Source organism: Aeromonas sp. 5HA1, from assembly GCF_029237245.1.
GTDB lineage: Bacteria > Pseudomonadota > Gammaproteobacteria > Enterobacterales > Aeromonadaceae > Aeromonas > Aeromonas salmonicida.
In genome coordinates this window covers 1-25,369 of sequence record NZ_JAACFW010000021.1, presented here as the reverse complement: position 1 = coordinate 25,369, position 25,369 = coordinate 1, and the positions used below count along the sequence as shown (strand labels likewise).

Sequence of the window (25,369 nt, the reverse complement as noted above, 5' to 3'; positions counted from 1 at the left end):
CGGCAAGCCAGTGCGCACAAGAGGGAGTCTGCCATCCTGTTCTGTCGCCTTGTCCATCAGGGGGAGTACAGAAGATGCGCAGGAGGAAGCCAAGGCTTCAGTTTTGCTCCCTCTTGAATGCAAACCTCACCCACAGGTTCATCACTTCTCCTCGAACTCCAGACAAGCAAACACCCATAACTTCAATCAGTTAATGTGAGTTTTGCTATGTCTACCTCAAAAACTTCCGTGCCGGAAAATGCCAAGTCAGTCCCCGTCGGCCGCCGCGAGCAGCGTGCCAGTGCCCAGCGTTTTATCGACAATCTCAAGGGGATGGCCCATCCCAACTCCAGCCGCATCTTTATCGAAGGTTCTCGCCCCGATATCCGGGTGGGGCTGCGCGAAATTGCCCTGGCCGACACCCTGGTGGGGGGCAGCAAGGATAACCCTCAGTTCGAAGCCAACGAGCCTGTCCCCGTCTACGACACCTCGGGTGCCTACGGTGATGAGCATGCCGTCATCGACGTGCGTCTCGGTCTGCCACGCCTGCGGGAAAGCTGGGTACGGGAGCGCGGTGATACCGAAGAGCTCGATGATCTCAGCTCCGCCTTCACCCAGGAGCGTCTCGCCGACGAGGGGCTGGATCACCTGCGCTTCGATAACTTGCCCAAGCCACGTCGCGCCAAGCCTGGCCGCCGTGTAACCCAGCTGCACTATGCCCGTCAGGGGCTGGTCACCCCCGAGATGGAATTTATCGCCATCCGCGAGAACATGGGCCGCGAGCGGGTGCGCTCCGAGCTGCTGCTGCGCCAGCATCCGGGTCAGGGTTTCGGTGCCCGCCTGCCCGAGAACATCACCCCCGAATTCGTGCGTGACGAAGTGGCCGCCGGCCGCGCCATCATTCCCAACAACATCAACCACCCGGAAACCGAGCCCATGATCATAGGCCGCAACTTCCTGGTGAAGATCAACGCCAACATAGGCAACTCGGCGGTCAGCTCCAGCATCGAAGAGGAGGTGGAGAAGCTGGTCTGGTCCACCCGTTGGGGCGCCGACACCGTCATGGATCTCTCCACCGGTCGCAACATCCACGAGACCCGCGAGTGGATCCTGCGCAACAGCCCTGTGCCCATCGGCACTGTGCCCATCTATCAGGCGCTGGAAAAAACCAATGGCATCGCCGAAGACCTCACCTGGGAGCTGTTCCGCGATACCCTGCTCGAACAGGCCGAGCAGGGGGTGGATTACTTCACCATCCATGCCGGCGTACTGCTGCGCTACGTACCCATGACCGCCAAGCGTCTCACCGGCATCGTCTCCCGTGGCGGCAGCATCATGGCCAAGTGGTGCCTGTCCCACCATAAAGAGAACTTCCTCTACCAGCATTTTCGCGAGATCTGCGAGCTGTGCGCCGCCTATGACGTGGCCCTGTCGCTTGGGGACGGTCTGCGTCCCGGCTCTGTCTATGACGCCAACGACGAGGCCCAGTTCGCCGAGCTGCGCACCCTGGGCGAGCTGACCAAGATCGCCTGGGAGTACGACGTCCAGGTGATGATAGAGGGGCCGGGCCATGTGCCCATGCACATGATAGAGCGCAACATGACGGAGCAGCTGGAGCACTGTCACGAGGCGCCTTTCTACACCCTGGGCCCGCTCACCACCGACATAGCTCCCGGTTATGATCACTTCACCTCCGGCATAGGTGCCGCCATGATCGGCTGGTACGGCTGCGCCATGCTCTGCTACGTCACCCCCAAGGAGCACCTGGGGCTGCCCAACAAGGAGGACGTGAAGCAGGGCCTCATCACCTACAAGATCGCCGCCCACGCCGCTGACTTGGCCAAGGGTCACCCGGGTGCCCAGATCCGCGACAATGCCATGTCCAAGGCGCGCTTCGAGTTCCGTTGGGAGGATCAGTTCAACCTGGCGCTGGATCCCGAAACCGCCCGCGCCTACCACGACGAGACCCTGCCCCAGGAGTCCGGCAAGGTGGCCCACTTCTGCTCCATGTGCGGCCCCAAGTTCTGCTCCATGAAGATCACCCAGGACGTGCGCGATTACGCGGCCAGTCTGGAGGCAGTCGAGGTGAAACTGGTGGGCATGGATGGCCGGCAGGAGCGGGTAGTGGCCGAGGTCGAGAGCGGCATGGCGCAGATGGCAGAAACCTTCAAAGAGAAGGGGAGCGAGCTCTACCATCAGGCGGCGGCCCTCAAACCGGCGCGGGAGGAGGCATGAACAGCCGACCCATCGTCTGGACCATAGCCGGTTCAGATTCCGGGGGCGGTGCCGGCATGCAGGCCGATCTGCATACCTTGCACGATCTCGGTGTGCACGGTTGCTCTGTCATCACCGCCATCACTGCCCAGAACTCGGTGGCGGTGAAGATGGTCGATCCCGTGCTGATGCAGACTTTCACCGCCCAGATCGACGCCCTCGGCGTCGACTTGCCCCCGGCGGCCATCAAGATAGGCCTGTTGCCGACCCGGCTCCATGTGGAGGTGCTGGCCCGGCGGCTTGATACCCTGACGGCCCCCTTCGTGGTCTATGACCCGGTGGCCATCGCCAGCACAGGCACCCCCATGGCCGAAGCCAACATGCTGGCGGCGGTGTGCGAACATCTGCTGCCGCGCCTCTCCCTCATCACCCCGAACGGCCCCGAACTGGAGGCGCTGACTGGCATTCCCGCCAGCAGCCCTGAGCTGGTGCGGGCGGGGGCGGCGCGACTGCGCGAACTGGGCGCCCGCGCCGTGCTGGTCAAGGGCGGGCATCTGGGCTGGAGCGACGAGCTCTGCCTCGATTACTACCAGGACGAGCACCGCGAGTTCTGGCTGGCGGCGCCGCGTATCGACACCCGCCACGGCCACGGCACCGGTTGCTGTTATGCCAGCGCCATCGCCGCCGTGGTGGCGCAGGATCACCCGGTCGATGACGCCATCACGCTGGCGCGCGCCTACCTGCAACAAGGCTTGGCTGGGGCGCAAGGGGTGGGGGCAGGTCCTGGCCCCATCGCCCATCTCGGCTGGCCAGCGGATCTTGCCCACTTCCCCCGCGCCGTGCTGGCGGGGTCGAGCCTGGATCGCCGTTTTGGTCTCTATCCCGCCTGCGAGGCCCGCCTGCCCGGGGGCCCCTTTGCCGCGACCGAACAGCATCTGGGTCTCTATCCTGTGGTGGATTCGGTCAAGTGGCTCAGGCGCCTGCTGGGAGCCGGGGTCAAGACCCTGCAACTGCGCATCAAGAACCTGCCCGCCGCCCAGGTGGCACCGGCCATTGCCGAGGCGGTAGCGCTGGGTCGCCGCTTTGGTGCGCGGCTCTTTATCAACGACTACTGGCAGCAGGCCATAGCCGCGGGTGCCTATGGCGTGCATCTGGGGCAGGAGGACATGGAGACGGCGGATCTCGCCGCCATCCAGGCCGCCGGCCTGCGCCTCGGTCTCTCCACCCACGGCTACTTCGAGCTGATGCGGGCCCGCGAACTGGCCCCTTCCTACATAGCGCTGGGTCATATCTTCCCCACCAACACCAAGCAGATGCCGTCCCGCCCCCAGGGGTTGGTGCGACTGCAACGCTACCAGGCACTCATGCGCGACTGGCCGACGGTCGCCATCGGCGGCATCGGCGAGGATCGCGTGGCTGCGGTACAGGCAAGCGGGGTCGGCAGCATTGCCCTTGTGTCGGCCATCACGGCAAGCGATGACTGGCAGGGGGCAACAGCCCGATTGCTGGCAGCAGTGGGGGCGGGGGATGAGCCCTGCTCTGCGCTTATCCATCAGGTCATCACGCAGCAGGAGGCCGATCATGCTCTCTGATGCGGAATACCTGCGCTACGGCAGGCAACTGATGCTGAGCGAAATCGGCGAGGCGGGGCAGGCGAGGCTGAAAGAGGCATCCGTGCTGATCGTCGGCCTCGGCGGGCTCGGCTCGCCGCTGGCCCTCTATCTGGCCGGAGCCGGGGTGGGCACCCTCTGGCTGGCCGACGGCGATACGGTGGATTCCAGCAACCTGCCGCGCCAGATCCTGTTCGATTCCGAGGCGGTCAATCACTCCAAGGCCGAGCTGGCCCGCGAGCGGTTGGCGGCCCACAACCCCCATGTGGAGCTGATCGCCATCAATCAGCGGCTCGATGAGCAGAGCCTGCCCGCCTTCGTGGCCGAGGTGGATCTGGTTGTCGACTGCTGCGACAACCTGGCCAGCCGTCACGCCATCAACGCCGCCTGTGTGGCCCAGCACAAGCCCTGGATCTCGGCTGCCGCCGTCGGCTGGCAGGGTCAGCTGATGGTACGAACCGCCCCCGAGCACGCCTGCTACGCCTGCCTCTATCCGCTGGATACCCGCATCACGGAGAGCTGCCAGAGCAGCGGCGTCACCGGCCCCCTGGTGGGGGTGATGGGCGCCTTGCAGGCGCTGGAAGCCTTGCGTCTGCTGCTGGGCAAACCCAGCCCGGTGGAGGGAACCCTGCGCCGTTTCGATGCCCTGACCCACGAGTGGCAGACCCTGGGGTTGTCCCCCGATCCCGCCTGCCCAGTGTGCGGCAGCGTCACCCTTGCCCAGCCCATGGAGGATGCGCAATGAAGATCCGATTGAACGACAGCGAGCTGGTGCTGACGACCAGCCCGGATAACCAGATCAGCGTGGCCGAACTGCTGGCGGCCCGCGAGGTTGCCCCGCAGGGGGTGGCGGTGGCCCTCAACGGCGCCGTGCTGCCCCGCAGCCGCTGGCCAGACACCCGGCTCAATGACGGGGATGAACTCCACCTTTTCACTGCCATCGCCGGAGGCTGAGATGCTGACCATAGCCGACCATGAATTTTCGTCCCGCCTCTTTACCGGCACCGGCAAGTTTGCCCGCCCGGATCTGATGGCGGCCGCCATCGAAGCAAGCGGCTCCCGGCTGGTGACCATGGCCATCAAGCGCCTCGAACCCGGCAAGCGCCACGACGATATCCTCACCCCGCTGCTGGCACTCGGGGTCAAGCTGCTGCCCAACACCTCGGGCGCCAAGACGGCCGCCGAGGCGGTGTTTGCCGCCCATCTGGCCCGCGAGGCGCTGGGGACTAACTGGTTGAAGCTGGAGATCCACCCCGATCCCAAATACCTGCTGCCCGATCCCATAGAGACCCTCAAGGCCGCCGAACAGCTGGTGAAAGAGGGTTTCGTGGTGCTGCCCTACTGCGGGGCCGATCCCGTGCTCTGCAAGCGGCTCGAAGAGGTGGGCTGCGCCGCCGTCATGCCGCTCGGCGCCCCCATCGGCTCCAATCAGGGGCTGGTGACCCGGGATTTCCTCGCCATTATCATCGAACAGGCGCGGGTGCCCGTGGTGGTGGATGCGGGGATAGGTGCGCCGAGTCACGCCGCCGCCGCCTTTGAGCTGGGGGCCGACGCCGTGCTGGTGAACACAGCCATCGCCGTGAGCCGGGATCCGGTCGCCATGGGCCGCGCCTTCGCGCTCGCCTGTGAGGCAGGTCGCAGCGCCTATCTGGCGGGCCTCGGCGCGCGCGGCCTGCAAGCCAGCGCCTCCAGCCCGCTCACCGATTTTCTGGGGGCGTTATGAGCCTGATCACAGGGCAAGACTCGGTGGCGATGGCCTCTCTCGTCCCAATTCCCGAGATGGATGGGGTCAGCTCCCCTCTCCCTCTGGGAGAGGGGCTGGGGGTGAGGGCATCAGAGGCGAGGGCCGAGACCGCGTCTTTCGTAGACCGCTGGCGCGAGCTGGAGTGGGACGATATCGGCATGCAGATCCGCGCCAAGACCACTCGGGATGTCGAGCGAGCGCTGGCCAATCCACGCCGCACTCTGGCCGACTTTATGGCGTTGATCTCGCCAGCCGCCGAGCCTTTCCTGCCCCAGATGGCGGCTGAGGCCGAGCGCCTGACCCGCCAGCGTTTCGGCAATACGGTGGGCTTCTATGTGCCCCTCTATCTGTCGAACCTCTGTGCCAACGACTGCACCTACTGCGGCTTCTCCATGAGCAACCGCCTCAAGCGCAAAACGCTGGATGCAGAGGAAATTGAGCGCGAATGTCTGGCCATCAAGGCGCGCGGTTTCGACAGCGTGTTGCTGGTGACCGGCGAGCACGAGAGCAAGGTGGGCATGGCCTATTTTCGTGAGCATCTGCCGCAGATCCGCCGCCATTTCAGCGCCTTGGCGATGGAGGTGCAGCCACTGTCGCAAGCGGATTACGCCGAGCTAAAAACCCTGGGGCTGGATGCCGTCATGGTCTATCAGGAGACCTATCATGCCCCCAGTTACGCCCGCCATCATCTGCGCGGCAACAAGCAGGATATCGACTGGCGGCTCGCCACCCCGGAGCGACTGGGCAGTGCCGGCATCGACAAGATAGGGCTGGGGGCGCTGATTGGCCTCTCTTCGGATTGGCGTGCCGACAGCTATTTCGTGGCCGAACACTTGGCCTGGATGGAACGTCAACACTGGCAGAGCCGCTATTCGCTCTCCTTCCCGCGTCTGCGCCCCTGCACCGGCGGCCTGCAGCCCGAGGTGGTGATGTCGGACAGGCAGCTGGTGCAGCTTATCTGCGCCTGGCGCCTCTTCTCGCCGACCCTGGAGTTGTCGCTCTCCACCCGGGAATCCCCTGCGTTTCGCAACGGCGCCCTGCGCCTTGGCATCACCCAGATGTCGGCGGAATCGCGCACCCAGCCCGGCGGCTATGCCGAAGGAGATGCAGAGGAGCTGGAACAGTTCGCCATCCATGACGACAGATCCCTCGGTGAGGTCGCGGCCGCCGTGCGGCAGGCTGGGTTGCAGCCGGTGTTCAAGGATTGGGAACCCTTCTTGGGCCGATAGGGGCGGCCACGCCCCCTTTGCCAGTGGCATTCGGTGAGTTCAGTCAAACTCCGTGCCTGTGGCGAGCAGGCACGGCTGCGCCGTGCAATCGTAGGGTCGATTAGCCGTCAGGCGTAATCGTCCGCTTTGTTGTGTGGGGATGGTGGATGGCACGGCTTCGCCGTGCAGGATGCGAGGCCGCTGGCCTCGACGGGGTTTCGCCCGCCCTTCGGGCTTGGGCGAGTGACTTTTCTTTGCGTGGCCAAAGAAAAGTCACCAAAAGAAAGGCCACCCCCGCTTATTCGCCCGACTTACGTCGGGTTCCTTCGGCTCACCCGCTTGTCCGACGGCACGCGCCGACGGGCCGTCCCTGGCCCGGCGCCGCTCGCTCGACATCCTGTCTCGCGGCCTGGACAAGCGTGCTCGCCTCAGCGAATAAGAGGGGGAAACCAAGTCGTGCCTATCCTGTCTCTCCGAGTTGGGGGGCAAATCCCACCTTACTTGTGTAGTTGTCAAAGGGTGGGAGCCTCAATGCCGTTGCACCTATTACTACTCAAGCTAGTGAAGTGAATAATCAAAACCACGCTGACATTTTTTCGGTAGCTTGACAAATTGATGAAATCGCAAGATCATGCAAGGACATTTCACCGAGCACCCTATGGGCTACACCAACTCTTTGGCAGAGGATCTCTAAAGTATGAACAAACCGTGGGAATTAAATCCGGCATTATCCCAAGAAAGACTAAAGCAACTTGCATCTCTTATCCGAAATGTCAGAGATGATGTTGTTGATAGACACGATGATGAGCTTGGTGATACTGCTCGCGCGACAGGTATGAGGGCTTATGAGTGCTCGCGTAACCGAATTATTCGTGCCGCTGCCGATAATGCGGGATGGCCATGGCTTGGAATTGTCAAACCAGATGGGAAATTTACGTTCTCTGTTGGATCTGTTCCTGTTCGACTGTATCGCGGGAGACCTTCTTGCCCAGAGGAACGCAGATTAATTCCTTCGGTTGAGGCAATGAAACAAATGTCGCTATTGCCTCCAGAAATTGGAGATGCAGCAACCGTACTTTGGTTTTTTGCTATTGAAGTAGATGAGTTTCGCTATGTAGAACGAGTCACATTTTCTGGTTTTCAGAATGGTGTTCAAATTTCCATTTGGGAAATTTCACTTGATGAACGTGTCCCTGCTCTGGGTCTTATTAACGAAGTTCTTCCTGAGCCTATTAAAATTGATAAAGCATCTATCTCCATTAAGAGAAAAATCAAAAAGGTGGAGGATAGTGATAATGGTTAGTAGATTATGTCCATGACTTTCTATGGTGAGCGACTTCGTCTGGCTCGCATATTAAATGGCTTTACCTTGCAAGAGTTGGGTGAAGCTGTATCTGTATCTAGGCAAAGCATACATCAGTATGAGAGTGATATTCGTGCTCCTGCATCTGATGTCACGAATGCTCTTGCCGAATCTCTAAGAGTACAGCCATATTTTTTTGAAAGACCTCTTTCTGGCGATGTGAAACCAGAACAATGCCATTTTAGAAAGAGACAGACCACCCCTGTTGGTGTAAAAGAGCGAGTCCAGGCATATAGTACAGTCCTCGAACAACTAGTGGCAGAGTTGCATGAGCATTTGGATATGCCTGAGAATAAATTCAATCTCATCGACAACAGTAAAATAGATGAACTAACTTCACCGATAATTGAAAAAATTGCGGAAGGTGCCAGAGCAAGATGGGGGCTATCGCTAGATGCTCCCATAGACAATATGATTAATGTTGTTGAAAATCAGGGTGCAATTGTTACTTGCTTTGATGGTGTGTCTGAAAAGGTTGATGCACTATCAGTTAATAGAAAATATCCCATCATAATTCGAAACTCTGCCAAAGAAAGTGTATGTAGAATGCGTTTTGATTTAGCCCATGAGTGTGGGCATTTAGTTATGCATGATGGGATTGAAACTGGTTGTAAGCAAACTGAACGTGAAGCGGATGCCTTTGCTAGTGCCTTTCTTTTTCCTCGTAGCTCTTTTGCTAGAGAGTTTCCACCTTGCCTAGGAAGAGACGGAATTATTAATTGGAAAAAAATATATGATCTCAAGGTTAGATGGAAGGTGAGTGCAAAGGCGATAATATATCGAGCCCATTTTTTGGGCTTTATTAACGCGCAACAATATAGAGGTGCCAATGTTTGGTTTAGTCAGACACGGCAAACAAGAAAAGAAAGATTAGATGATGAAATGGTTATGGAAGAGCCACATGTTTTACAGGAGAGCATCTCACTGCTCAAGAATGAATTAGGAATATCATTTGATATGCTTGCTGAGAAGCTTGGGGTACATGCAAGACTTTTAGCAGATATCAGTGGTGTTGACTATGAAGAAGTTGATGATATTGCATTTGATGATGTAGTCGTTCCATTTAATTTTTGATATTTATAGTGGCCCCGTTAGGGGCCATGTTTATTTTGACAAGGATATATTATAGAGTTGTTATGTATGTCTGCCTCATAGAACATGAGTAATGGTATTTTCAAAATAGTAGTAATTTATTTTTTCTTGTTTGTGGAAGATGGGGCGGGTGAATCGTAACGCTCATATGCTGCTGACTTACCTTGTTCGTATATAGTTGATTGTTTCTCCGCTGAGACGATTTGACTTAGCTACTTTGTAGCAGCGCAAAAATCGATATCAGCATCTTCCCTCTGGATGCGGTCAAGCAGGCTATTCTTGATGCCCGATTTCCAATGACAGAAGCAAGTTGGTCATCCTTTCCAGTTTAAAGCTGCTTTAGGTAATCGGTTAGCGAGAAGGGCTGAGCAAATTCCTTCATGCCTACCAATCTGTCCAGCTCTGCCTGACCAATCTGCTGCAACTGGGTTTGCTGGGCCGGAGTTAGCGTAGTGGCCCTCGCCTTGATCAAGGTGTCGAGAAAACTACGGTCTCCCTCTACGGCTTGATGAAATGCCTTGAGCGCCAACGCATCGACCTCTGCTGCAGTGCAGCGTTCCATGCTTTTCTCATGCAGATAGATAAGCACGGTCGCCTGTTGCTCCCTCTCCAACGACCAGAAGGAGTCGCTTTGCGCGGGCAGTGCGGAGCTGTGTTGTGACTTGATCGCTTCACAGCGCTCAAACGCCGGATCCAGATCGTGCAGTGACAGTGCAAGGGCGTTTGAGCTGATCGCAAGTAGCGGGAAGAGCAAAGCAAGACCGTTGAGGCCGTTGCGTAGGACCTCAACGTCATTGGCTTGCGGAGGTTGGGGGTTGGTTAATTGCATAGTACTTCCTGCTTGATGGTGTTTATCGTGCCGCAGCTTCCAGCGCGGCTATCTCGCCACCGCTTATCAACGGCAGATTCCGGCTGATCTGCTCCACCGGCCAATTCCACCAGGCGAGGGCGTTGAGGCGGGCTATGGTGTCGTCGTCAAAGCGGTAGCGGATCACCCGGGCTGGGTTGCCGCCGACGATGGCGTAGGCGGGTACGTCTCCGGTGACCACCGAGCGGGCGGCGATGATGGCGCCGTTGCCGACATTCACGCCCGGCATGATCAGCGCGTCATAGCCAATCCAGACATCGTTGCCAATCACCGTATCCCCCTTGTAAGGCAGCGTACCCGGCGCGGGGACTGCGCTCTCCCAGCCGTTGCCGAAGATAAAGAAGGGGTAGGTGGAGAAGCCGGAGCTCTGGTGGTTGGCGCCGTTCATGATGAACTTGACCCCGCGGGCGATGGCGCAGAACTTGCCGATGATGAGCTTGTCGCCGATGAAGGGGAAGTGATAGAGGACGTTGCGCTCAAAGCCTGCCGAGTCTTCCGGGTCGTCGTAATAGCTGTAGTCACCCACCTCGATATTGGGCCCCTTGATGGTGTTCTTGATAAAGCACACCTGGGGGAAGCCCTTCATGGGGTGGGGATCGGCGGGATCGGGTCCGTGCAAGATGCTCTCCTTTCGAATCTGTCGGCACACTACCGTAAAGGAAGTTGATGATGGCATGCCACCTTTTTGTGGTGGTGCACTCGCCAGCCTTTGTCGCCCCGTCGTCATGTGCGCATCGACCCGGGGCGGGTTTGTCTCTAGCATGGAGCTGATGCGGGGCCTGGGCTCCGTCACGGGCTTTTGACGAAGTCCGTTCCACGGACTGATGGCGGAGAGAAGAGATGATGAATATGCGTTCCTTGTTGATGGTGGGGGCCCTGCTCCTGGGCGGTTGCAGTATCAATCCCTATGGCGGTACCCCGGCGCCTGTCACCGAGCCGGATCAGCCTGTGATCCAGCCAGAGAAACCTGTGACCAAGCCGGATGCCGGGGCGCCACTACCCAAGCCGGTGGCCCCGACCGGGCTGGCGCTTTCCGTGGCGGATGCCTTCGTGCAGGCCCCCGAGGTGCGGGAGCTGGCGCAGAGTGGCAATGCCGTGCTGCTGCTTACCCCGCCCCGAGACGGCACCAATGACGAGCTCGATACCAGCACAATGGCGGCGGCCATGAGCAAGCGGATCCAGTCCAAGAGCGGTTTTCGCTTCGTCGATCCCGGTCAGGTGGCCGCCATCACGGGGCAGCTCGAGTATCAGCAGGGGAGAATGAATCCGGCATCCTTGGTACGACTCGGCCGCCAGACCGGGGCCGGTTACATGCTCTATGGGGATCTGGTGTCCGAGGGGAGTCGCTATCGGCTCACCATGAGCCTGATGGAGCTGCGCAGTGGCGAGCTGCTCTGGAACGGCAGCCGCTCCGCCAGCCACTGAACATGACAAAGAGGCTTGATTGCGATTGCATTCAACCCTCTTGTTTCCATGACCCTGGCTGCGCCTGTTACTGCCCCGTCTTCTTCAGAAAATAGGTGATATGCCCAGGCGGCATATCCGGCAGTTCGCCAAAGACGGTGTAGCCCTGCTTCTGGTAGAAGGGCAGGGCCTGGAAGCTGGTGGTTTCCAGATGAAAGTGGGTGATGCCCTTGTCGCTGGCATATTGCTCCATGGTGGCGAGCAGGCGGGCGCCCCAGCCGTCCTTGCGGATGCCTTCGTCGATCCAGAGCCAGTCCACGTGCAGCCAGCCCCACTTGATATCGGCGACTATGCCACCGAGCACCTTGCCTTGTTCATCCTTGATAAAGCTGGCGATCCGCTCGCGCAGGTGTGTACCAGCCTGGGCTGTGTTGTAGCCAGACAGGCCGATCCGCAGGGCATCGAGCTCCTCATCCTGCGGCGGTAGGGGCGGGGTCAGTCGCATATTGGCTCCAGGTCCATGAAAAGAGCCTCAATAAATAAGGGTTTGGACTCAATCTGGTCAAGCCTTCCGGCCACAGAACCGGAAATTATCTATTCCCGGTGACCTGTTTCGACGCTCAGATAAAAGCTTTACGACCGGGGGACTCGTCAAATCTCTGGAAAATAGCAGGCGGCGATATCGACGGGCTGATCCGGGCAGCCGGGCAGATAGAAGTGCCAGCCGGCGTCGGAGAAAGCGCGCAGCTCACTTTCGACAAATTTCAGGGCCAGGCTCAGGGCCTGCAAGGCGTCTATGCCATGGATAAAGGTCTTGTCGCCAAGCCCGGCCAGCTTCACTTTGCAGCGATAGTCGCCACTGGTGGATTTGGGGTCGGGTTGCGGGGCGCCAATGGCAATTTTCAGGGTCACCTGTTCGCCCTCCAGGCTCACGGCATCGAATTTGGCGGTGACTATGGTTCTCTTCATCTGGATATTCCTTCTCCGGTTGACGGCCGTCCTCGCTTGCTGGCGCTGAGCTGGCGTCCCTGGGCGGCTGATGGGGTGGCAATAGACTCAAGATGGTCAGCCTAAAGGAACTGCCCCAGCGAAACAATCACTTGCCTGTGCGCAGTGTGAGCGGGATCGGCTTCTCCGGGGACAGTGCTCGGCCCCGCATCACAATCCGCAGGCCCGGCTTGCCGGGGTGAAGGATATTCAGAACGCAGTCTTGTCATTGCTGAAGTCAATTAATTCAGAAGACGGCATAATTGTTTTTCACAAAACCATTATCTATATTTTTGATATTACCAGATGGATTGTTGGTCATGCTTATATGATCGACTGATTAATGTATCGTTTGCCGTGATGTTATGATTCTGAAATCAAGCGGTTGTATTCTGGTCGAAATGATACATTCTGTTTTCATTTCAAACAAAGTTATTCAAACAGTCATGAATTATTAACCTTGACCTTGATTGCGTTTTCAACGATGGTAGCGTGGCATATCCGTTTCATATTGGCTGTCCTGTTGACCGCTGACGGGTTTGTGTTTTCTAAAAAATGAGTACGATGTGCGCAGACATATCACCTGCCTATTACACGGGCCAATAAAATAATGTGACAGACAAATAAGGTGTATATCGCAATGAGTATAGCTATTGCTGAAAAGAATAATTCAGTCTCAAAGTTGAAATGGGAGAGAAGTGATTCGGTATGGACCATGGGCTTATATGCCACAGCCGTCGGTGCCGGAACCCTTTTTCTCCCCATTACCGTTGGCAGTAATGCTCCGATCATACTGCTGTTTATTTTATTGGCAGCATTTCCGCTCTCTTATTATTCCCACCGCGCCTTGAGTCGCTTCGTGTTATCCAGTTCCCATCGGGAAGGGGATATTACCCATGTGGTGGAGGAACATTTTGGCCCCAGGGCGGGCAAGCTGCTGATGCTGGTCTATCTGATGGCCTTCTACCCCATCATTCTGGTCTACAGCATCTCCATCACCAATGCCATCGAGAGCTTCATGGTGCATCAGATGGGCGGCGCAATGGTCAGCCGTGGCTGGTTGGTGCTGGCGGTGATGCTGGGGCTGCACCTGATCTTGCTGACCGGCAAACAGGTGGTGGTCTCTGCCATCAGCGTGCTGGCGCTGCCGATGATCGCCTTCCTGCTGGGTATCTCTTTCTACCTGTTGCCCCAGTGGAGCCTCTCCTATTTCACCGAGAGTCAGGCGGTGGATTGGCGTGATCCCGCCGTCTGGAAATCCCTCTGGCTGATAGTGCCGGTGATGGTGTTTTCATTCAGCCATGCGCCCATTATCTCCTCCTTTACCGCCGCCCAGAAAAAGCGCTGCCATGTGAGCGCCCATGTGCGCAGCCAGCGCATCATCAAGTGGAGCAGCCTGCTGATCTGCGGCAGCGTGCTGTTTTTTGTCATCAGCTGTGTGATGAGCCTGAGTCAGGCGGAAATGGCGCTGGCTCGTACCGACAATATTTCCGTGCTGTCGGCGCTGGCGAACAAATTTTCCAATCCGCTTATCGCCTATGTGGGTCCGCTCATCGCCATTCTGGCCATGTCCAAATCCTTCCTCGGCACTTCAATGGGGGTGAACGAGGGGACTGTGAGCATGGTGAGCGGCGCTTGCCGGGGGCTTGGGCTCTCCCTCGGGGAGGTCACCATAGCCAGGGTCTCATCCGTCATCCTGTTCGTGGTGACCGGCGTCATCACCTATCTGAACCCCAATGTGCTGAATATCATAGAGAAGGTGAGCGGCCCCCTGATAGCGGTGATCCTGTTCCTGCTGCCCGCCTACGCCATCTATCGTCTGCCGGCGCTCAAGGGGTATCGCGGTGCGAGCACACTGTTCGTGATGGTGGTGGGTCTGCTCGCCATCTCCGCGCTGATCTATGACCTGATCTGACGGCCTGCATGCCGCATGAAACAAAAGGGGCGACCACCTGGTCGCCCCTTTTTCGTCTGCGTGACGGGTCAACCCAGCAGGGTCGAGACGCTCTGCCCCGCCATCAGCAGGCCTATGGCCAGGGCGCTGAACCAGACCAGGGTCGCGCTGACCAGCAGGTAGCCGCTGGCGACGAACAGGCCGTCTCGCTGCAGCATGCCGATGGCCAGCAGCAGAATGGCCCAGGCGGGCATGGCGTTGGTGAAAGGGATAGCCCCCAGCGGCAGCATCAGCAACAGGGCGGCCAGCATGAGCAAGAGGCCGTTGCAGCGGTTGATGGCACTGCTGCCGGTCAGCAGCAAGAAGCGTGGGCGAATGAAGCGATCGATGCGGGCCAGCAAGTCAGCGCCCTTGTGCAGGGTCGGCTTTAGCTGATCGGCGGCGAAGCGGCGTTCCATCAGGATGGCGGGCAGCCAGGGCACACGGTTGAGGGTGATGCCGATACCGATAAACAGGATCAGCAGGCCAAACGGGGTACTGACGCCCGGGATGGAAACCGGCAGCAGGAAGGGCACAGTGAGCAGCACGCAAAACAGCAACATGCCCTGTTCACCCACTAGGGCCAGCATCTGACGCAGGCTGATATGGCTCTCCTCTATGGCGTGGGCGGTTGCCCGCAGTGTGTCGGAGAGCTTGTGTTGTGGGTCCTTGAGTTGCGCGGCAACCATTCCCGAGTTTCCTTCTGATGAGTGGAATCGGGTCACCATGACCCGGTTGCGCGCCAGCATACGTGGCAGAGGTTAATCGCCGATGAATAACGGCGGCGGCGATGAGTGGCCTGGTGGCGGGATATGGTCGCGGCAGCTGAGTGTGATCCTCCCTGCGAAAATGGGTTGATACAGGCCTGGTTTAGGATGGGGGTCAGGGGGCTCTGATATGCTTGGTGGGCACTGGTGCACGAGCAGAGGAACTGTGATGAAACGAGCGGGGATCATGATGATGGGGCTCTTGCTGCCGCTGGGGCAGGCATGGAGCGCCGACGGCGAGGCAGGACTTGGCTGGCAGGTGACGCCGTTTTTCGGCTACAGCTCGTCCATCGACTTCGAGGCGAACGATGACCCCCAACCCGTGCCTGTCTCCACCAAGCTGGAGTCATTGCAGGGGGATAGTTCCGGCAGCTGGGGCCTGTTCATCAGCAAGGAGGTGGATGACCCCGGCATGATAGAGCTGCTCTACAGCCACCAATCCACCCGCCTCTCCCCGGATCAGTCGGAGCGGCTGACGGTGGATACCCTGCACTTCGCCGGAGCCCTCACCCTGTCGGACAACCTGATGGCCCCCTACATAGGCGCCGGCATAGGGGCGACGCGCTTCGCCGCCTACGACAGCGAGCTGGCTCCTTCCATGTCGCTGGCGCTCGGGGTGCAGCCACGCCTGACCGAGCATCTGGCGCTGCGGGCCGAGGTGCGCGGCTACGGCACTCTGGTCAACGACAACAGCCAGTTTCTCTGCAACCCGGACGACTGCGTATTCAAGGTGCGCGGCGAGCTGGTGACCCAGTGGCAGGCCAATATCGGTCTGACCCTGAGGTTTTGATGCCTGTCAGCGCTGTGGAGTGCAGTGTCAGACAATGCCGCGGGTGGTCCGGCTAAGGGGCTCGTTGACGTCAAACAGCTTGTACTGCACAGCGCTGGCGCCCATGGCGAGCACCCGCTGCTCATGCATCTTGGCGTAGTTCAGGGCGCTTGCCTCATCCTCGAACAGATAGATGCCACCCGCCTCGCCGGTGCGCGGGTTCTCGGTCCAGATCTTGGAGATAAAGCCAGGATCAAGGGTGATGGACTTGGCCAGCGGCATGGCGTCATCGCTCGCACTCTCCATCCCCAGGTGCCCCCCAGAGTGGAATATGCCCTGAGCCCGCTTGGTATTGCTCTGCTCCCGCTGTTGCAGCAGATGCACGACTTGGCGTTGAGCCACGCTGAGCTGCTGGCGCAGAGTGGGGATGGCCCCGACTCACCGGCTATCGAACCGGGCTAGCCTGCTGCCGACCAGGCCATTACCCATTCGGCGCAGTGGGTGTGGGGATCCTGCTGTTCGGCCTCTATCTGGAAGCCCTGAGCGAGATAGAAGTCGCAGCTGGCACGATTTTGCTGGTACACCTGCAGGCGCAGCGCTGGCCGTTGCCGTTTGGCGTGGGCCAGCAGAGCCTTGCCATAGCCGCGTCCCTGCTGCGCCGGAGCTACGAAGATGGCGGCCAGGGTCTCTTCATACAGGGAATAAAACCCCAGCGCAGTGTCATCTTGCCAGAGCACATAAGAGTCGGCGGCGGGCAGGTAGGTCTCCCGCATCGGCGCCAGGTTGGCGTGCCAGTAGGCCGGGTCGATGAAGTGGTGCGCCTGCAGAGAGGCCTCCAGCCAGATGGTGAGGACGTCCTCCATGTCGGACGGAGTGAAGGGGCGGATCTGCATGGGTGTCTCGTCTGGATTCGTTACAAAAGGAGCATGGTAACAGCGCCAGTCTCGCCGTCACCTTGTGGGTGGCCAAAGTGCTGCCCTCATAACAAAAAGGCGACCCGCAGGTCGCCTTTTGCCGCTTAACCGGCGTAGGGGAGAGAAGAGTGGTGCAACACTATGCGGACTTTGCCGTCATCCCCCTTCTTGAAGCCCCAGGTCTTGTCGACCGTGGTCTCCTTGTTGTCCCTGTCTGTCAGGTGAACCTTGCCCATGGTCAGGGCCATGTCGCCGTTGATATAGATGGCAGCGTTGTCGTAGTTGTAACTTTTCCAGTTCTTGAGGGCGAAGCCGGTGTCGGCGGGATAGGCCTTGTTGTTGCCGACGAAGTAGGCCAGCGCCCCTTCCTGATTGATGCGGAAGGTCTGTTCGCCTCCGGCCAGGGTGGGCTTGAACAGGACAGGGCCATTGTTGTAGCCGTAGGCGCTGTCGAGCACTGTCGTGGCCGTCGTTTTGGCCTTCTCTATGCCGCCGGTGCGGTAGTCGTCGCTGATCTGGATCAGGGCCTTGCCCCAGGCATCCTGCGCGGCTTTGATCTCGGCTTCAGTGATGTTGTTGTTGGCGATCTCGGCGGCACTGAGGGAGCCGCTGGCGGCGAGCAGAACGAGGACAAGGCCGTATTGCTTGGTAAATGACTTCTTGGTGAGCAACTTCATGCGGTCATGACTCCAGGTTGGGTTTCGCGTTAAGGAGACCGGAGTTTATCTGTCGGCGATGAATAAAAATTGAACCACCCGTTCAGTCGCGAGTAGGGAGGGATCGGCATAGCTCCCGCCTCCTCTCCTCTCAGTCTCACATATCCCCCCTCAACGGGCGCGCAGCAAGCTGCGGCTGGCCCGGGTTGCCGCCAGCAGCCGGTAGGCGAGCAGGGAGAGGGTGATCAAGGCCGGTACCTTCAGCAGTTCCCACCAGAGCAACTTTCCCTGCGGGCCAAAGATCATCAGCCACACCACCAGCATCATGTGCAGGCAGTAGAGACCCAGCACCCTGGGTGCCTGGCGTTCCAGCCAGCTGCCCCTGCCCCAGCCAGGGTTGGCCAGCAGCAGGCCGAACAGGCCCAGGCCCCAGGGGAGCGAGCCGAGCAGGAAGTCGTGACGACTGAGGGGCACGTCGGCGAAGTACAGCAAGCCCCAGGCTTCCAGTGCATAGATCCCCATTCCCACGCCCAACAGCAGGGCGCTGCGTCGGGTGTCCGGCCGCCAGTGACGGGCCCGCAGCTCGGCGCCCAGCGCCACGAAAATCGAGGAGAAGAAGGGACCGTTGCGGGTCAACAGTGCCCACTCGCCCCCGAGAAGCGGCTGGCCATAGGATCCGCCGAGCAGGGCCAGCAGGTAGAGCAGCCCGCCGAGCACCAACGCCAGCCGGGGCAGCCCAATCCTGTGACACAGTGCCTGCAGCAAGACGGCCAGCATCAGGGCGGGCAGGAACCAGAGGTGGATCATGCCACCCACCCACCAGGCATTGAGGGGGTCCCCCAGCTGCATCTGCCACTGGCTCGCCATGGCCGGCAGGTAGCCTTGCTCAATCGCCGCCAGCGGGTTGAAGGGCATCAGCAGATAAATGAGGCTCCACACCAGCCAGAGTCCCAGCAGAGGGCGGCAGTAACGCAGTGCTGCCGTCATGGGGTTGCCTGCGGCGAGGGCTGGTTGCAGGAAGTAGCCGGCGCACAGAAAGAAGAGCGGGACCGCGAAGCGGCACAGCTGGTTGATGATGCCCCCCAGCCAGAGGTAGAGGGCGTCATTCCACAGTGTGGGGTCGAACGGATTGCTGAAGGGGGAGAGGTGAATGGTCATCACGGCCATGATGGCCACTACTCGCCCGCACTCTATGCTGGAGATGCGCATTATGCCTACTGCCGTCTGGAGTCGAGGCCGCACCCTAACAGTCGCGAGCGGCCCCCATCCAGTCACGGCGCCGACAAGTGTGACCCCCATCGGCAGCCGGTTACCCTTTGTTACTTCGGCGGCGAGCGGGGTTACCGCCCGTGAGAGCCGGATCCCGCTTTGGTGTCGGTAAATGGGCTAGAGCAGAGCGACCAGCACAGTGGCGACGGCGCCTGTCAGCAGCAGGGCTATGCCTCTGCCGGCCGGGCCGTGCAGCTTGTTCCACATCAGCAAACTGGTGAGCGCCAGCAGCAACATGGCCAGCGCCGCCAGATCGCCGAACAGCTGCCAGGAGAGGCCTGTACCCATGCCGCGATGCAGCCGGTTCAGGCTGGCGGCGAAGTTGGCCTGCTGCAATTCGGTGCGAACCAGCAGGGTCCCCTCCACATAGCTGGCCGCCACGCTCTGGCTGAGGGTGACGCCGCGCATCTCCCAGCGGGCCGGCAGTGTGAGAGGGCCCATCGGGGTGGGCAGGGTCTGGGCCGGTGTGATCATGGCGCGTCCCTCCTCAAAGCCCTCCGGATAGCGCTGTTGCAGCAGGGTTTTCAGCTCGTCCGGGCTGGCCAGCGGCGCATTCAGCGCTATCTCCTCGCTCGACTTGTCGGTATGGGGGCCGGGAATGGGGAGCGCGGCCCTGTGTTGCAGCCACAGGCCGGTCAGGCCGTAGAGCAGCATCAGGGTAAGGGTGGCAAAGCCGGCCCAGGCATGGATGCGGCGCACCCATTTGTTGTTGTGAAGAGGGAGTTTTTTGCGTTTCATATTTTGCGCTTCATAAAAATCTGGCCAGCAATCGCTGGCCAGGGGTCATCTGTGATGAAAGGAAGATCAGAAACGGTAGGCTGCGCTCAGATTCAGCTGGCGGGGCGTGCCCGGCAGGATCTGGGAGGCACTGGTGGCGCTGACGAAGTAGTCGTGGTCGGTCAGGTTCTCGGCGCTCAGCTGGGCTTCCCATTGCTGCCAGCGGTAGCCTGCGCGGGCATCGAAGCGGGCATAGCCGGGCAAGGTGGTGGTGTTGGCGTTGTCGGCGAAGCGATCGCCTACCGCAGTCACGCCGGTTTCGCCGAACCAACCCTGCTGGCCGCTCTCATAGCCGGCAAACAGCTGGCCGTTCTGGCGGGAGACGTTCATCGGCCGCTTGCCCTGCAGATCCGCATCCGCCTTCACCTGCTCGGCGTCCTGAATGGCGATGCCGCCGCGCAGGTAGAGCTCGTCGGTCAGCTGGGCGCGGGCACTCAGCTCTATGCCATCTGTGCGCTGCAGACCGGTGAGGGTCACCTTGGTGGGATCCAGCGGGTCTTTGCTGCGCTTGTTGTACATCTCCAGCCGGTAGAGAGAGAGGGTGGTCGCCAGGCGGCCATCCAGCCAGTCGCTCTTCACGCCCCCCTCGTACAGCCGGGTGTTCTGGGGATCCAGACTGTTGTTCTTGTCCCCCGGTGTGATGCCGATAAGCTCCCCGCCAACCGGCGTGAAGGTCTTGCTGTAGGAGCTGTAGAAGGCGTGATCCTCGAGGGGATTCCACACCAGCCCCAGCCGCGGGCTCAGGCTGGTGACCGAGAGGGTCTCTTCCTTGTTGAGGTCGTTGCGGCGGCTGGTGACGGTGAAGTCGTCGCGGCGCAAGCCGCCTACCAGATGCCAGTCACCCAGGCTGAGTTGATCCTGCAGATAGAGACCGTAACCGCGCACCCTGTGGTTGGCGTCGCTGGATAGCTTCATGGCGCCATCATAGGTGGGCAGTGAGCCGGGGTCGTAAAGATTGCCGGCCGGGATGGGGCTGGCGTTCTGGTAGAGCTTGGGGGTGCGCTCCTGCCAGTTCTGCTCCAACCCGATCAGCAGGCGATGCTCGACGGGACCGGTCTGCAGCTGGCCTTCGGCCTCTGTGTTGCTGATCAGGCTGTTGGCCTTGAGATCCTGCTGCCAGCGGGCACGGGTGACCTGATCCCCTTTGACGCTGGTGACATAGGTGTTGTCGAACTGGCTGTCGAGGGTGCTGTAGCCCAGCTGCTGGCGCAGTTGCCACTGATCATTGATGTCCCAGGAGAGGCGGGAGCGAGTGGATTGCGCCACGTCGTCGATAAAGTCGCGGCGGGTGTCGCTGTAGACATATTCCTTCGGCACGTCGGCCGGACGGCCATTGACGCCGGGAATGCCGCGATCCGGGGTGCGGTCGTGGGCATTGCGCTCGTACTGTACCAGCCAGTTCAGCTTGCCGCTGATCTCCCAGTTGGCGGAGGGGGCCAGCAGGGTGCGCTTGCTGGTCACGTCGTTGCGAAAACTATCCTTGTCTTCCTGTGCCAGGTTGAGGCGCAGCTGCACCCGTTCACCCGCCTCGGCATTGAGGTCGGCGGCCACGCGCCTGGTATCGAAACTACCCACCAGGGCGGTGACGCTGGACTCCTGGCCCTTCTGCGGTTTCTTGCTGACCCGGTTGATGATGCCGCCCGTGCTGCCACGGCCGTACAGCACTGCCGCCGGGCCCTTGAGCACCTCGACCCTCTCTATGTTGCCGAGATCCCGGGTGTACTGCATGTCATCGCGAAAGCCGTCCAGATAGAAGTCATTGCTGGCACTGAAGCCACGGATATTGACGCTATCGAAGCGGGTGTCACCGCTGGCGTTGACCCCAGGAATACCGGTCAGGGCCTCGCTCAGGGTGGGTTGGCCGAAGGCGGTCAGTTCGCTGGCCTTGACGCTGTCGATGGCCTGGGGCACCAGTTTGGCCGGGGTGTTGGTGCGGGTCGCGGTGGCGACCTCTTCATGCTGGCTGCGTTTGCCGACAACCGTCATGGTCTCGTCTTCGGCGCGAGCGCCGGCACTCAGGGCCAGCAGAGCCACGCCCAGCAGGGCGCGTGGGTGATTCGGTGTGTACATGTTGCGTGTTGACTCTTGAGGAAGCGACCTGATGGTCTGAACTTATTGATTTATTTATAATTATTGATTTATTTATAATTATTGGTTTCTCTCATTCGAGAGGATGCTAATGATATTGATTTTCATTAGCCCTGCAACATAAAGATGTGATGCAAATATGCAGGGGGATCGGATGGAGCGCACATGATGTCAGGCCCGTGTGGCTGGACGAGTGACTGGGGGTTGAGGGTATGGGCAGAAAAGTCCGGTGCTATGGCGCCAGTTGCTTGCCCAGCACCAGTCGCGGAGCCGGATCCGTCTGCAATGGTATCTCTTGCAGCGGCGTGCCCTGCAAGTGGCGGTGGATGATGCTGGCCGTCATTCGTCCCAGGGTGTCATAGCTGCTGATGGTGCTGACGGTACAGTCGTGTTGGACAAACTGCTCGGCGCTGCAGATGGTGGGGATGCCCGCCTCGTTGAGGGCGGCCAGCAGCTCGGGGGCGATGGAGAGCAGATAGCTGTCGGCGGCAAGGAAGACGATGCTCTGTTTCGCATCTTGCTGCAGGCGCTTGAGCTCGTTTGTGAGCCGCCGTTTGTCCGGTGCTATGCGCCAGGTCGTGAGGTCCCACTGGTAGCGACGGGCCTCGCGCAGCAGCATCTCGCCGGTCAGCAAGGTGTTCTGCTCGCGCGGGTTGAAGGGCAGCAGCAGCCCCTTGCTGTTGGGCAGATGTTTGCGGGCGTTGGCGAGCTGGAGTGCCATGGGCACCAGGTTGCTGGAACCTGCCACCATGGGGTTGTCGCTTCGCTCTTCTGACAGGATCCCTGCCCCGACAGGGTCAGACACTATATTGAAAATCAGTGGCTTGCGCTCACCGATCAGACTCTTGACCATGGTGGTGGCCGTGGTCCCGAAGCTGTAGATATAGTCGTATTGGGCGAGGGAGGGCAGCAGTTGCTGGCGCAGCAGTGTCGCCAGGGCAGAGCGATCCTGATTGGCGTTGAAGGTGATGAAGGTGGGGTTGTATCCCAGCCGGATCAGTTCGGCACGAAAGCCCCGCTCGGCATCGGTTTCACCGCGCCACAGCACCATGGCGATGGTCAGCGCCTGAACGGGAAAGGTGAACAACAGGCAGCAGCAGACAAGCAGGCGTAACAGCATGGTGATCTCCTCTTCATGGTTCTGTTGAGCCTAGGTCATGGCTGGATGCCGGGTTGACAGGGGGCCACAAAAAAACGCGCCGGCATAAGCCAGCGCGTTGTTTTTCTTGCTGAAAACCCGACTTAGAAGTCGTAACGGGCCGCCAGCTGGAAGTCATCTTTGTTGGCGGTTGCTTTACCGGCAACGCTGTCCAGGTTGTTGATGCGGTACTCGCCGATGACGCGTAGGTTCTTGTTGAACTTGTACTGGGCGCCCAGGGTGTAGTAATCCAGATTGTCTTTCTTGGTACCCGCCTTGTCCTGTTCCTGCTTGTTCCACAGTGCCATCAGGCCGAAACCGTTCTCGAAGTTGTAACCGAGCGCGGCTTCCCAACCTGTGTGGTCGGTGCCGGTGGCCAGGAAGTCGGTGCCGTCGGCATAGCTCAGGGCGGCATAGACGGCCTTGTTGTCGTATTTGGCGGAGATGAGCCACAGCTTGGCATCTTCTTCACCGTTCTTGTCACGGATCCCCACGTTGTAGGCGGTACCCAGTGCCAGATTGAACGGGAAGGTGTAGGCCACGGCGGCACCGTAGGCGGCATCGCTGTCCTTGCTGGTGGTCTCTTCGGTATCACCGCCATCGAACTTGTAGCTGGTGTCTATCTGGAAGCCGTTGAACAGGCCGGAGTATTTCAGCACTGAACCGGCACGGTTGGTGGCGAAGGTGTCGGTCTTGGCGCCGAGGGCTTCGTTGCCATAGCCATCGGAGAGGGAGACGTCAGTCCAGTCGGCAAGGAAGCCGGGGGCTCCCTTCTGGCGACCGAAGGTGATGTTGCCCCAGTCTGCGCCCACACCGGCGAACGCCAGGCGGGTCCGCAGGTTGTCCGAGTTGTCGCTGATGGTCTTCTCGCTGTCATTGATGTACATCTGCACTTCGTACTGGGCCAGCGCCTTCAGTTGGCTGTTGATCTGGCTATCCACCTTGGCGCCGAAGCGGACAAACTGGTTTGCACCCTGCTTGGCACTGTAATCATGAGTGCCATTCGGGTTTGCAGTGTCGACCCCTTCCTTCTTGTCACCGAAGAAATGGCCAGCGTAGATACGTCCATACAAATCCACCATCGTGGTGTCGTTTTTGTACACTTCAACGGCCTGAGCCTGGAAGGCCGCGGTGAGAGCCAGTGCCACTACAGTCAGCTTTTTCATCTTGATCCCTTGTTGCAAGCTTTTGTTTTAAAAGACGGGGCCATGCTAGGCAGGGGGAATGACGGCGGGGTGACAATCCCGTTAAGTGTCGATGGCGGTTTGATGTCAGTTTGGTGACGGTCCGGGATTTGTGTGACCATCCGCCACTTTTGCGCGCAAAGGTTTGCCCTTGTGATAGAATGCCGCCCGTTTTCGAGCTCCAAAGGTTGGATATGCGATGAGACGTGAACTGGCAATCGAGTTTTCCCGAGTGACGGAAGCGGCTGCACTGGCTGGCTACAAGTGGCTCGGACGTGGTGACAAGAATATCGCCGATGGGGCGGCCGTAGCGGCCATGCGCCATATCCTCAATCAGATCCAGATCGATGGTGAGATTGTGATCGGTGAAGGTGAGATCGACGAAGCCCCCATGCTCTACATAGGCGAGAAGGTGGGGACCGGGCTGGGTGATGCCGTGGATATCGCGGTCGATCCTATCGAGGGTACCCGCATGACCGCCATGGGTCAGGCCAACGCCTTGGCTGTGCTGGCGGTCGGCGACAAGGGTTCCTTCCTCAAGGCGCCCGACATGTACATGGAAAAACTGATCGTGGGTCCCAAGGCCAAGGGGGCCATCGACCTGGATCAGGCCCTCGAGCTGAACCTCAAGGCCGTGGCCAAGGCGCTGGGCAAGCCGCTCTCCCGCCTGACCGTGATCACCCTGGCCAAGCCGCGTCACGACAAGGCGATCAAGGAGATGCAGGGGTTGGGCGTGCGGGTGTTTGCCATCCCTGATGGCGACGTGGCAGCGTCCATCCTGACCTGTCTGCCGGACAGCGAAGTCGACATGCTGTATGGCATCGGCGGCGCGCCGGAAGGGGTGATCTCGGCGGCGGTGATCCGTGCGCTGGATGGTGACATGCAGGCTCGCCTGATGCCCCGTCATCAGGTCAAGGGCGACAGCCCGGAAGTGCGTGCGCTGGGCGAGCAGGAAATTGCTCGCTGCGTGGAGCTTGGCATCGATGTGACCAAGGTGCTCAAGCTGGAAGATCTGGCCAAGAATGACAACGTCATCTTCTCGGCGACCGGCATCACCAAGGGTGATCTGCTGGACGGCATCACCAGCGATGGTGTCATGGCGACCACAGAAACCCTGTTGATCCGTGGCAAGTCGCGGACGATTCGCCGCATCAAGTCGATCCACTTCCTGGAGCGCAAAGACAGCGTGGTGCGCGACATCATTCTGTGATGCGCTGACGCTGTGTCTAGTCCTGAAATAGGTTTACACATTTTCGGCTAGCATTTCTCCACTCAGAACCCCGATGCACTGCATCGGGGGTTCTGTATTTCAACGCATGATGCGGCCGCTCCACGTTGTAGATATCCACCGCCTCACGCACCATCTCCCGCGCTTGCGCCAGGTCCTGTGGGCTTTGCAACAACA

The 25,369-nt window shown here is 59.7% G+C and carries 26 protein-coding genes and 1 pseudogene; 13 read left to right on the top strand and 14 right to left on the bottom strand.

Annotated features, from left to right (window positions below; genetic code table 11):
• The first annotated feature begins 207 nt into the window (after positions 1-207).
• The 8 genes from thiC to GWQ27_RS17305 all read left to right on the top strand — a co-directional run bounded on the left by thiC (position 208) and on the right by GWQ27_RS17305 (position 9,192).
• Positions 208-2,214: a phosphomethylpyrimidine synthase ThiC gene (thiC, locus tag GWQ27_RS17340; protein ID WP_275907877.1), complete on the top strand. Its 2,007-nt coding sequence runs from the start codon at positions 208-210 to the stop codon at positions 2,212-2,214.
• Positions 2,211-3,785: a thiamine phosphate synthase gene (gene thiE, locus GWQ27_RS17335; RefSeq protein WP_275907876.1), complete on the top strand. Its 1,575-nt coding sequence runs from the start codon at positions 2,211-2,213 to the stop codon at positions 3,783-3,785. Before thiC ends, thiE begins: the two co-directional genes overlap by 4 nt.
• Complete coding sequence (locus GWQ27_RS17330) at positions 3,775-4,548, top strand: HesA/MoeB/ThiF family protein (protein ID WP_275907875.1); 774 nt, start codon at positions 3,775-3,777, stop codon at positions 4,546-4,548. The genes thiE and GWQ27_RS17330 overlap by 11 nt, the downstream gene beginning before the upstream one ends.
• A complete protein-coding gene (gene thiS, locus GWQ27_RS17325) occupies positions 4,545-4,757 on the top strand; it encodes a sulfur carrier protein ThiS (protein ID WP_125608607.1) in 213 nt (70 codons plus the stop codon). The genes GWQ27_RS17330 and thiS overlap by 4 nt, the downstream gene beginning before the upstream one ends.
• A 1-nt stretch (position 4,758) precedes the next feature.
• Positions 4,759-5,526, top strand: a complete 768-nt coding sequence (locus tag GWQ27_RS17320) for a thiazole synthase (RefSeq protein WP_275907874.1) — start codon at positions 4,759-4,761, stop codon at positions 5,524-5,526.
• Between the two features lie 29 nt (positions 5,527-5,555).
• On the top strand, positions 5,556-6,776 hold the full coding sequence (thiH, locus tag GWQ27_RS17315; protein ID WP_275907909.1) for a 2-iminoacetate synthase ThiH: 1,221 nt from the start codon (positions 5,556-5,558) through the stop codon (positions 6,774-6,776).
• Positions 6,777-7,452: 676 nt separating this feature from the next.
• The gene (locus GWQ27_RS17310; protein ID WP_265433499.1) at positions 7,453-8,058 is read left to right on the top strand and encodes a peroxidase; all 606 of its coding nucleotides are present in this window, start codon (positions 7,453-7,455) and stop codon (positions 8,056-8,058) included.
• 12 nt (positions 8,059-8,070) lie between these two features.
• A complete protein-coding gene (locus GWQ27_RS17305; RefSeq protein ID WP_275907873.1) occupies positions 8,071-9,192 on the top strand; it encodes an XRE family transcriptional regulator in 1,122 nt (373 codons plus the stop codon).
• Between the two features lie 346 nt (positions 9,193-9,538).
• Here GWQ27_RS17305 and GWQ27_RS17300 read toward each other — a convergent pair whose 3' ends face one another.
• Both GWQ27_RS17300 and GWQ27_RS17295 read right to left on the bottom strand, forming a co-directional pair.
• Positions 9,539-10,039 (bottom strand): hypothetical protein, encoded by a 501-nt coding sequence (locus GWQ27_RS17300; protein WP_275907872.1) that lies wholly within the window; start codon positions 10,037-10,039, stop codon positions 9,539-9,541.
• Between the two features lie 22 nt (positions 10,040-10,061).
• Positions 10,062-10,700 (bottom strand): Vat family streptogramin A O-acetyltransferase, encoded by a 639-nt coding sequence (locus GWQ27_RS17295; RefSeq protein ID WP_345893574.1) that lies wholly within the window; start codon positions 10,698-10,700, stop codon positions 10,062-10,064.
• Positions 10,701-10,921: 221 nt separating this feature from the next.
• Between GWQ27_RS17295 and GWQ27_RS17290 the strand changes: the two genes are divergently transcribed.
• Positions 10,922-11,503 carry a penicillin-binding protein activator LpoB gene (locus GWQ27_RS17290; protein WP_275907908.1) on the top strand — a complete coding sequence of 194 codons (582 nt, stop codon included), beginning with the start codon at positions 10,922-10,924 and terminating at the stop codon, positions 11,501-11,503.
• A gap of 67 nt (positions 11,504-11,570) precedes the next feature.
• On the opposite strand, the gene GWQ27_RS17285 is transcribed toward GWQ27_RS17290, so the two are convergent.
• Positions 11,571-11,987 carry a GNAT family N-acetyltransferase gene (locus tag GWQ27_RS17285; RefSeq protein ID WP_155602136.1) on the bottom strand — a complete coding sequence of 139 codons (417 nt, stop codon included), beginning with the start codon at positions 11,985-11,987 and terminating at the stop codon, positions 11,571-11,573.
• 146 nt (positions 11,988-12,133) lie between these two features.
• On the bottom strand, positions 12,134-12,451 hold the full coding sequence (locus GWQ27_RS17280; RefSeq protein ID WP_005316246.1) for a hypothetical protein: 318 nt from the start codon (positions 12,449-12,451) through the stop codon (positions 12,134-12,136).
• An 877-nt stretch (positions 12,452-13,328) separates the two neighbouring features.
• Between GWQ27_RS17280 and GWQ27_RS17275 the strand changes: the two genes are divergently transcribed.
• Positions 13,329-14,384 (top strand): HAAAP family serine/threonine permease, encoded by a 1,056-nt coding sequence (locus GWQ27_RS17275; RefSeq protein ID WP_275907870.1) that lies wholly within the window; start codon positions 13,329-13,331, stop codon positions 14,382-14,384.
• A 68-nt stretch (positions 14,385-14,452) separates the two neighbouring features.
• On the opposite strand, the gene GWQ27_RS17270 is transcribed toward GWQ27_RS17275, so the two are convergent.
• Complete coding sequence (locus tag GWQ27_RS17270) at positions 14,453-15,091, bottom strand: exopolysaccharide biosynthesis protein (RefSeq protein WP_005316240.1); 639 nt, start codon at positions 15,089-15,091, stop codon at positions 14,453-14,455.
• A gap of 247 nt (positions 15,092-15,338) precedes the next feature.
• On the opposite strand from GWQ27_RS17270, the gene GWQ27_RS17265 reads away from it, so the two are divergent.
• Entirely contained in the window at positions 15,339-15,959 is a 621-nt protein-coding gene (locus tag GWQ27_RS17265; protein WP_111589218.1) for an outer membrane beta-barrel protein, read from the top strand.
• A gap of 27 nt (positions 15,960-15,986) precedes the next feature.
• Here the strand turns inward: GWQ27_RS17265 and GWQ27_RS17260 are convergent, their stop codons facing one another.
• Complete coding sequence (locus GWQ27_RS17260; RefSeq protein ID WP_275907907.1) at positions 15,987-16,244, bottom strand: YdhR family protein; 258 nt, start codon at positions 16,242-16,244, stop codon at positions 15,987-15,989.
• Here GWQ27_RS17260 and GWQ27_RS17255 point away from each other — a divergent pair.
• Positions 16,221-16,400: pseudogene (locus GWQ27_RS17255) on the top strand (winged helix-turn-helix transcriptional regulator); the annotation flags it as partial. The gene GWQ27_RS17260 and the pseudogene GWQ27_RS17255 sit on opposite strands and share 24 nt — an antisense overlap.
• Here GWQ27_RS17255 and GWQ27_RS17250 read toward each other — a convergent pair.
• From GWQ27_RS17250 to GWQ27_RS17220, 7 genes are all read right to left on the bottom strand, one after another.
• Positions 16,397-16,831: an N-acetyltransferase gene (locus GWQ27_RS17250; RefSeq protein ID WP_111589217.1), complete on the bottom strand. Its 435-nt coding sequence runs from the start codon at positions 16,829-16,831 to the stop codon at positions 16,397-16,399. The pseudogene GWQ27_RS17255 and the gene GWQ27_RS17250 overlap by 4 nt on opposite strands.
• A 125-nt stretch (positions 16,832-16,956) precedes the next feature.
• Entirely contained in the window at positions 16,957-17,529 is a 573-nt protein-coding gene (locus GWQ27_RS17245; RefSeq protein ID WP_096117769.1) for a hypothetical protein, read from the bottom strand.
• A gap of 150 nt (positions 17,530-17,679) precedes the next feature.
• Positions 17,680-18,717 (bottom strand): acyltransferase family protein, encoded by a 1,038-nt coding sequence (locus GWQ27_RS17240; RefSeq protein WP_275907869.1) that lies wholly within the window; start codon positions 18,715-18,717, stop codon positions 17,680-17,682.
• A 177-nt stretch (positions 18,718-18,894) separates the two neighbouring features.
• Positions 18,895-19,515, bottom strand: coding sequence for a PepSY-associated TM helix domain-containing protein (locus GWQ27_RS17235; RefSeq protein WP_275907868.1), 621 nt, complete (start codon positions 19,513-19,515; stop codon positions 18,895-18,897).
• A gap of 66 nt (positions 19,516-19,581) precedes the next feature.
• On the bottom strand, positions 19,582-21,624 hold the full coding sequence (locus GWQ27_RS17230) for a TonB-dependent siderophore receptor (RefSeq protein WP_275907867.1): 2,043 nt from the start codon (positions 21,622-21,624) through the stop codon (positions 19,582-19,584).
• Between the two features lie 250 nt (positions 21,625-21,874).
• On the bottom strand, positions 21,875-22,762 hold the full coding sequence (locus GWQ27_RS17225; protein ID WP_275907866.1) for an ABC transporter substrate binding protein: 888 nt from the start codon (positions 22,760-22,762) through the stop codon (positions 21,875-21,877).
• Between the two features lie 122 nt (positions 22,763-22,884).
• Positions 22,885-23,946 carry a porin gene (locus tag GWQ27_RS17220; protein ID WP_021138938.1) on the bottom strand — a complete coding sequence of 354 codons (1,062 nt, stop codon included), beginning with the start codon at positions 23,944-23,946 and terminating at the stop codon, positions 22,885-22,887.
• Positions 23,947-24,163: 217 nt separating this feature from the next.
• Between GWQ27_RS17220 and glpX the strand changes: the two genes are divergently transcribed.
• Positions 24,164-25,174 carry a class II fructose-bisphosphatase gene (glpX, locus tag GWQ27_RS17215; RefSeq protein ID WP_005316208.1) on the top strand — a complete coding sequence of 337 codons (1,011 nt, stop codon included), beginning with the start codon at positions 24,164-24,166 and terminating at the stop codon, positions 25,172-25,174.
• A gap of 16 nt (positions 25,175-25,190) precedes the next feature.
• Here glpX and GWQ27_RS17210 read toward each other — a convergent pair.
• Positions 25,191-25,369 (bottom strand): integrase core domain-containing protein (locus GWQ27_RS17210; protein WP_275907906.1); only part of this gene is annotated, 179 nt, incomplete at its 5' end.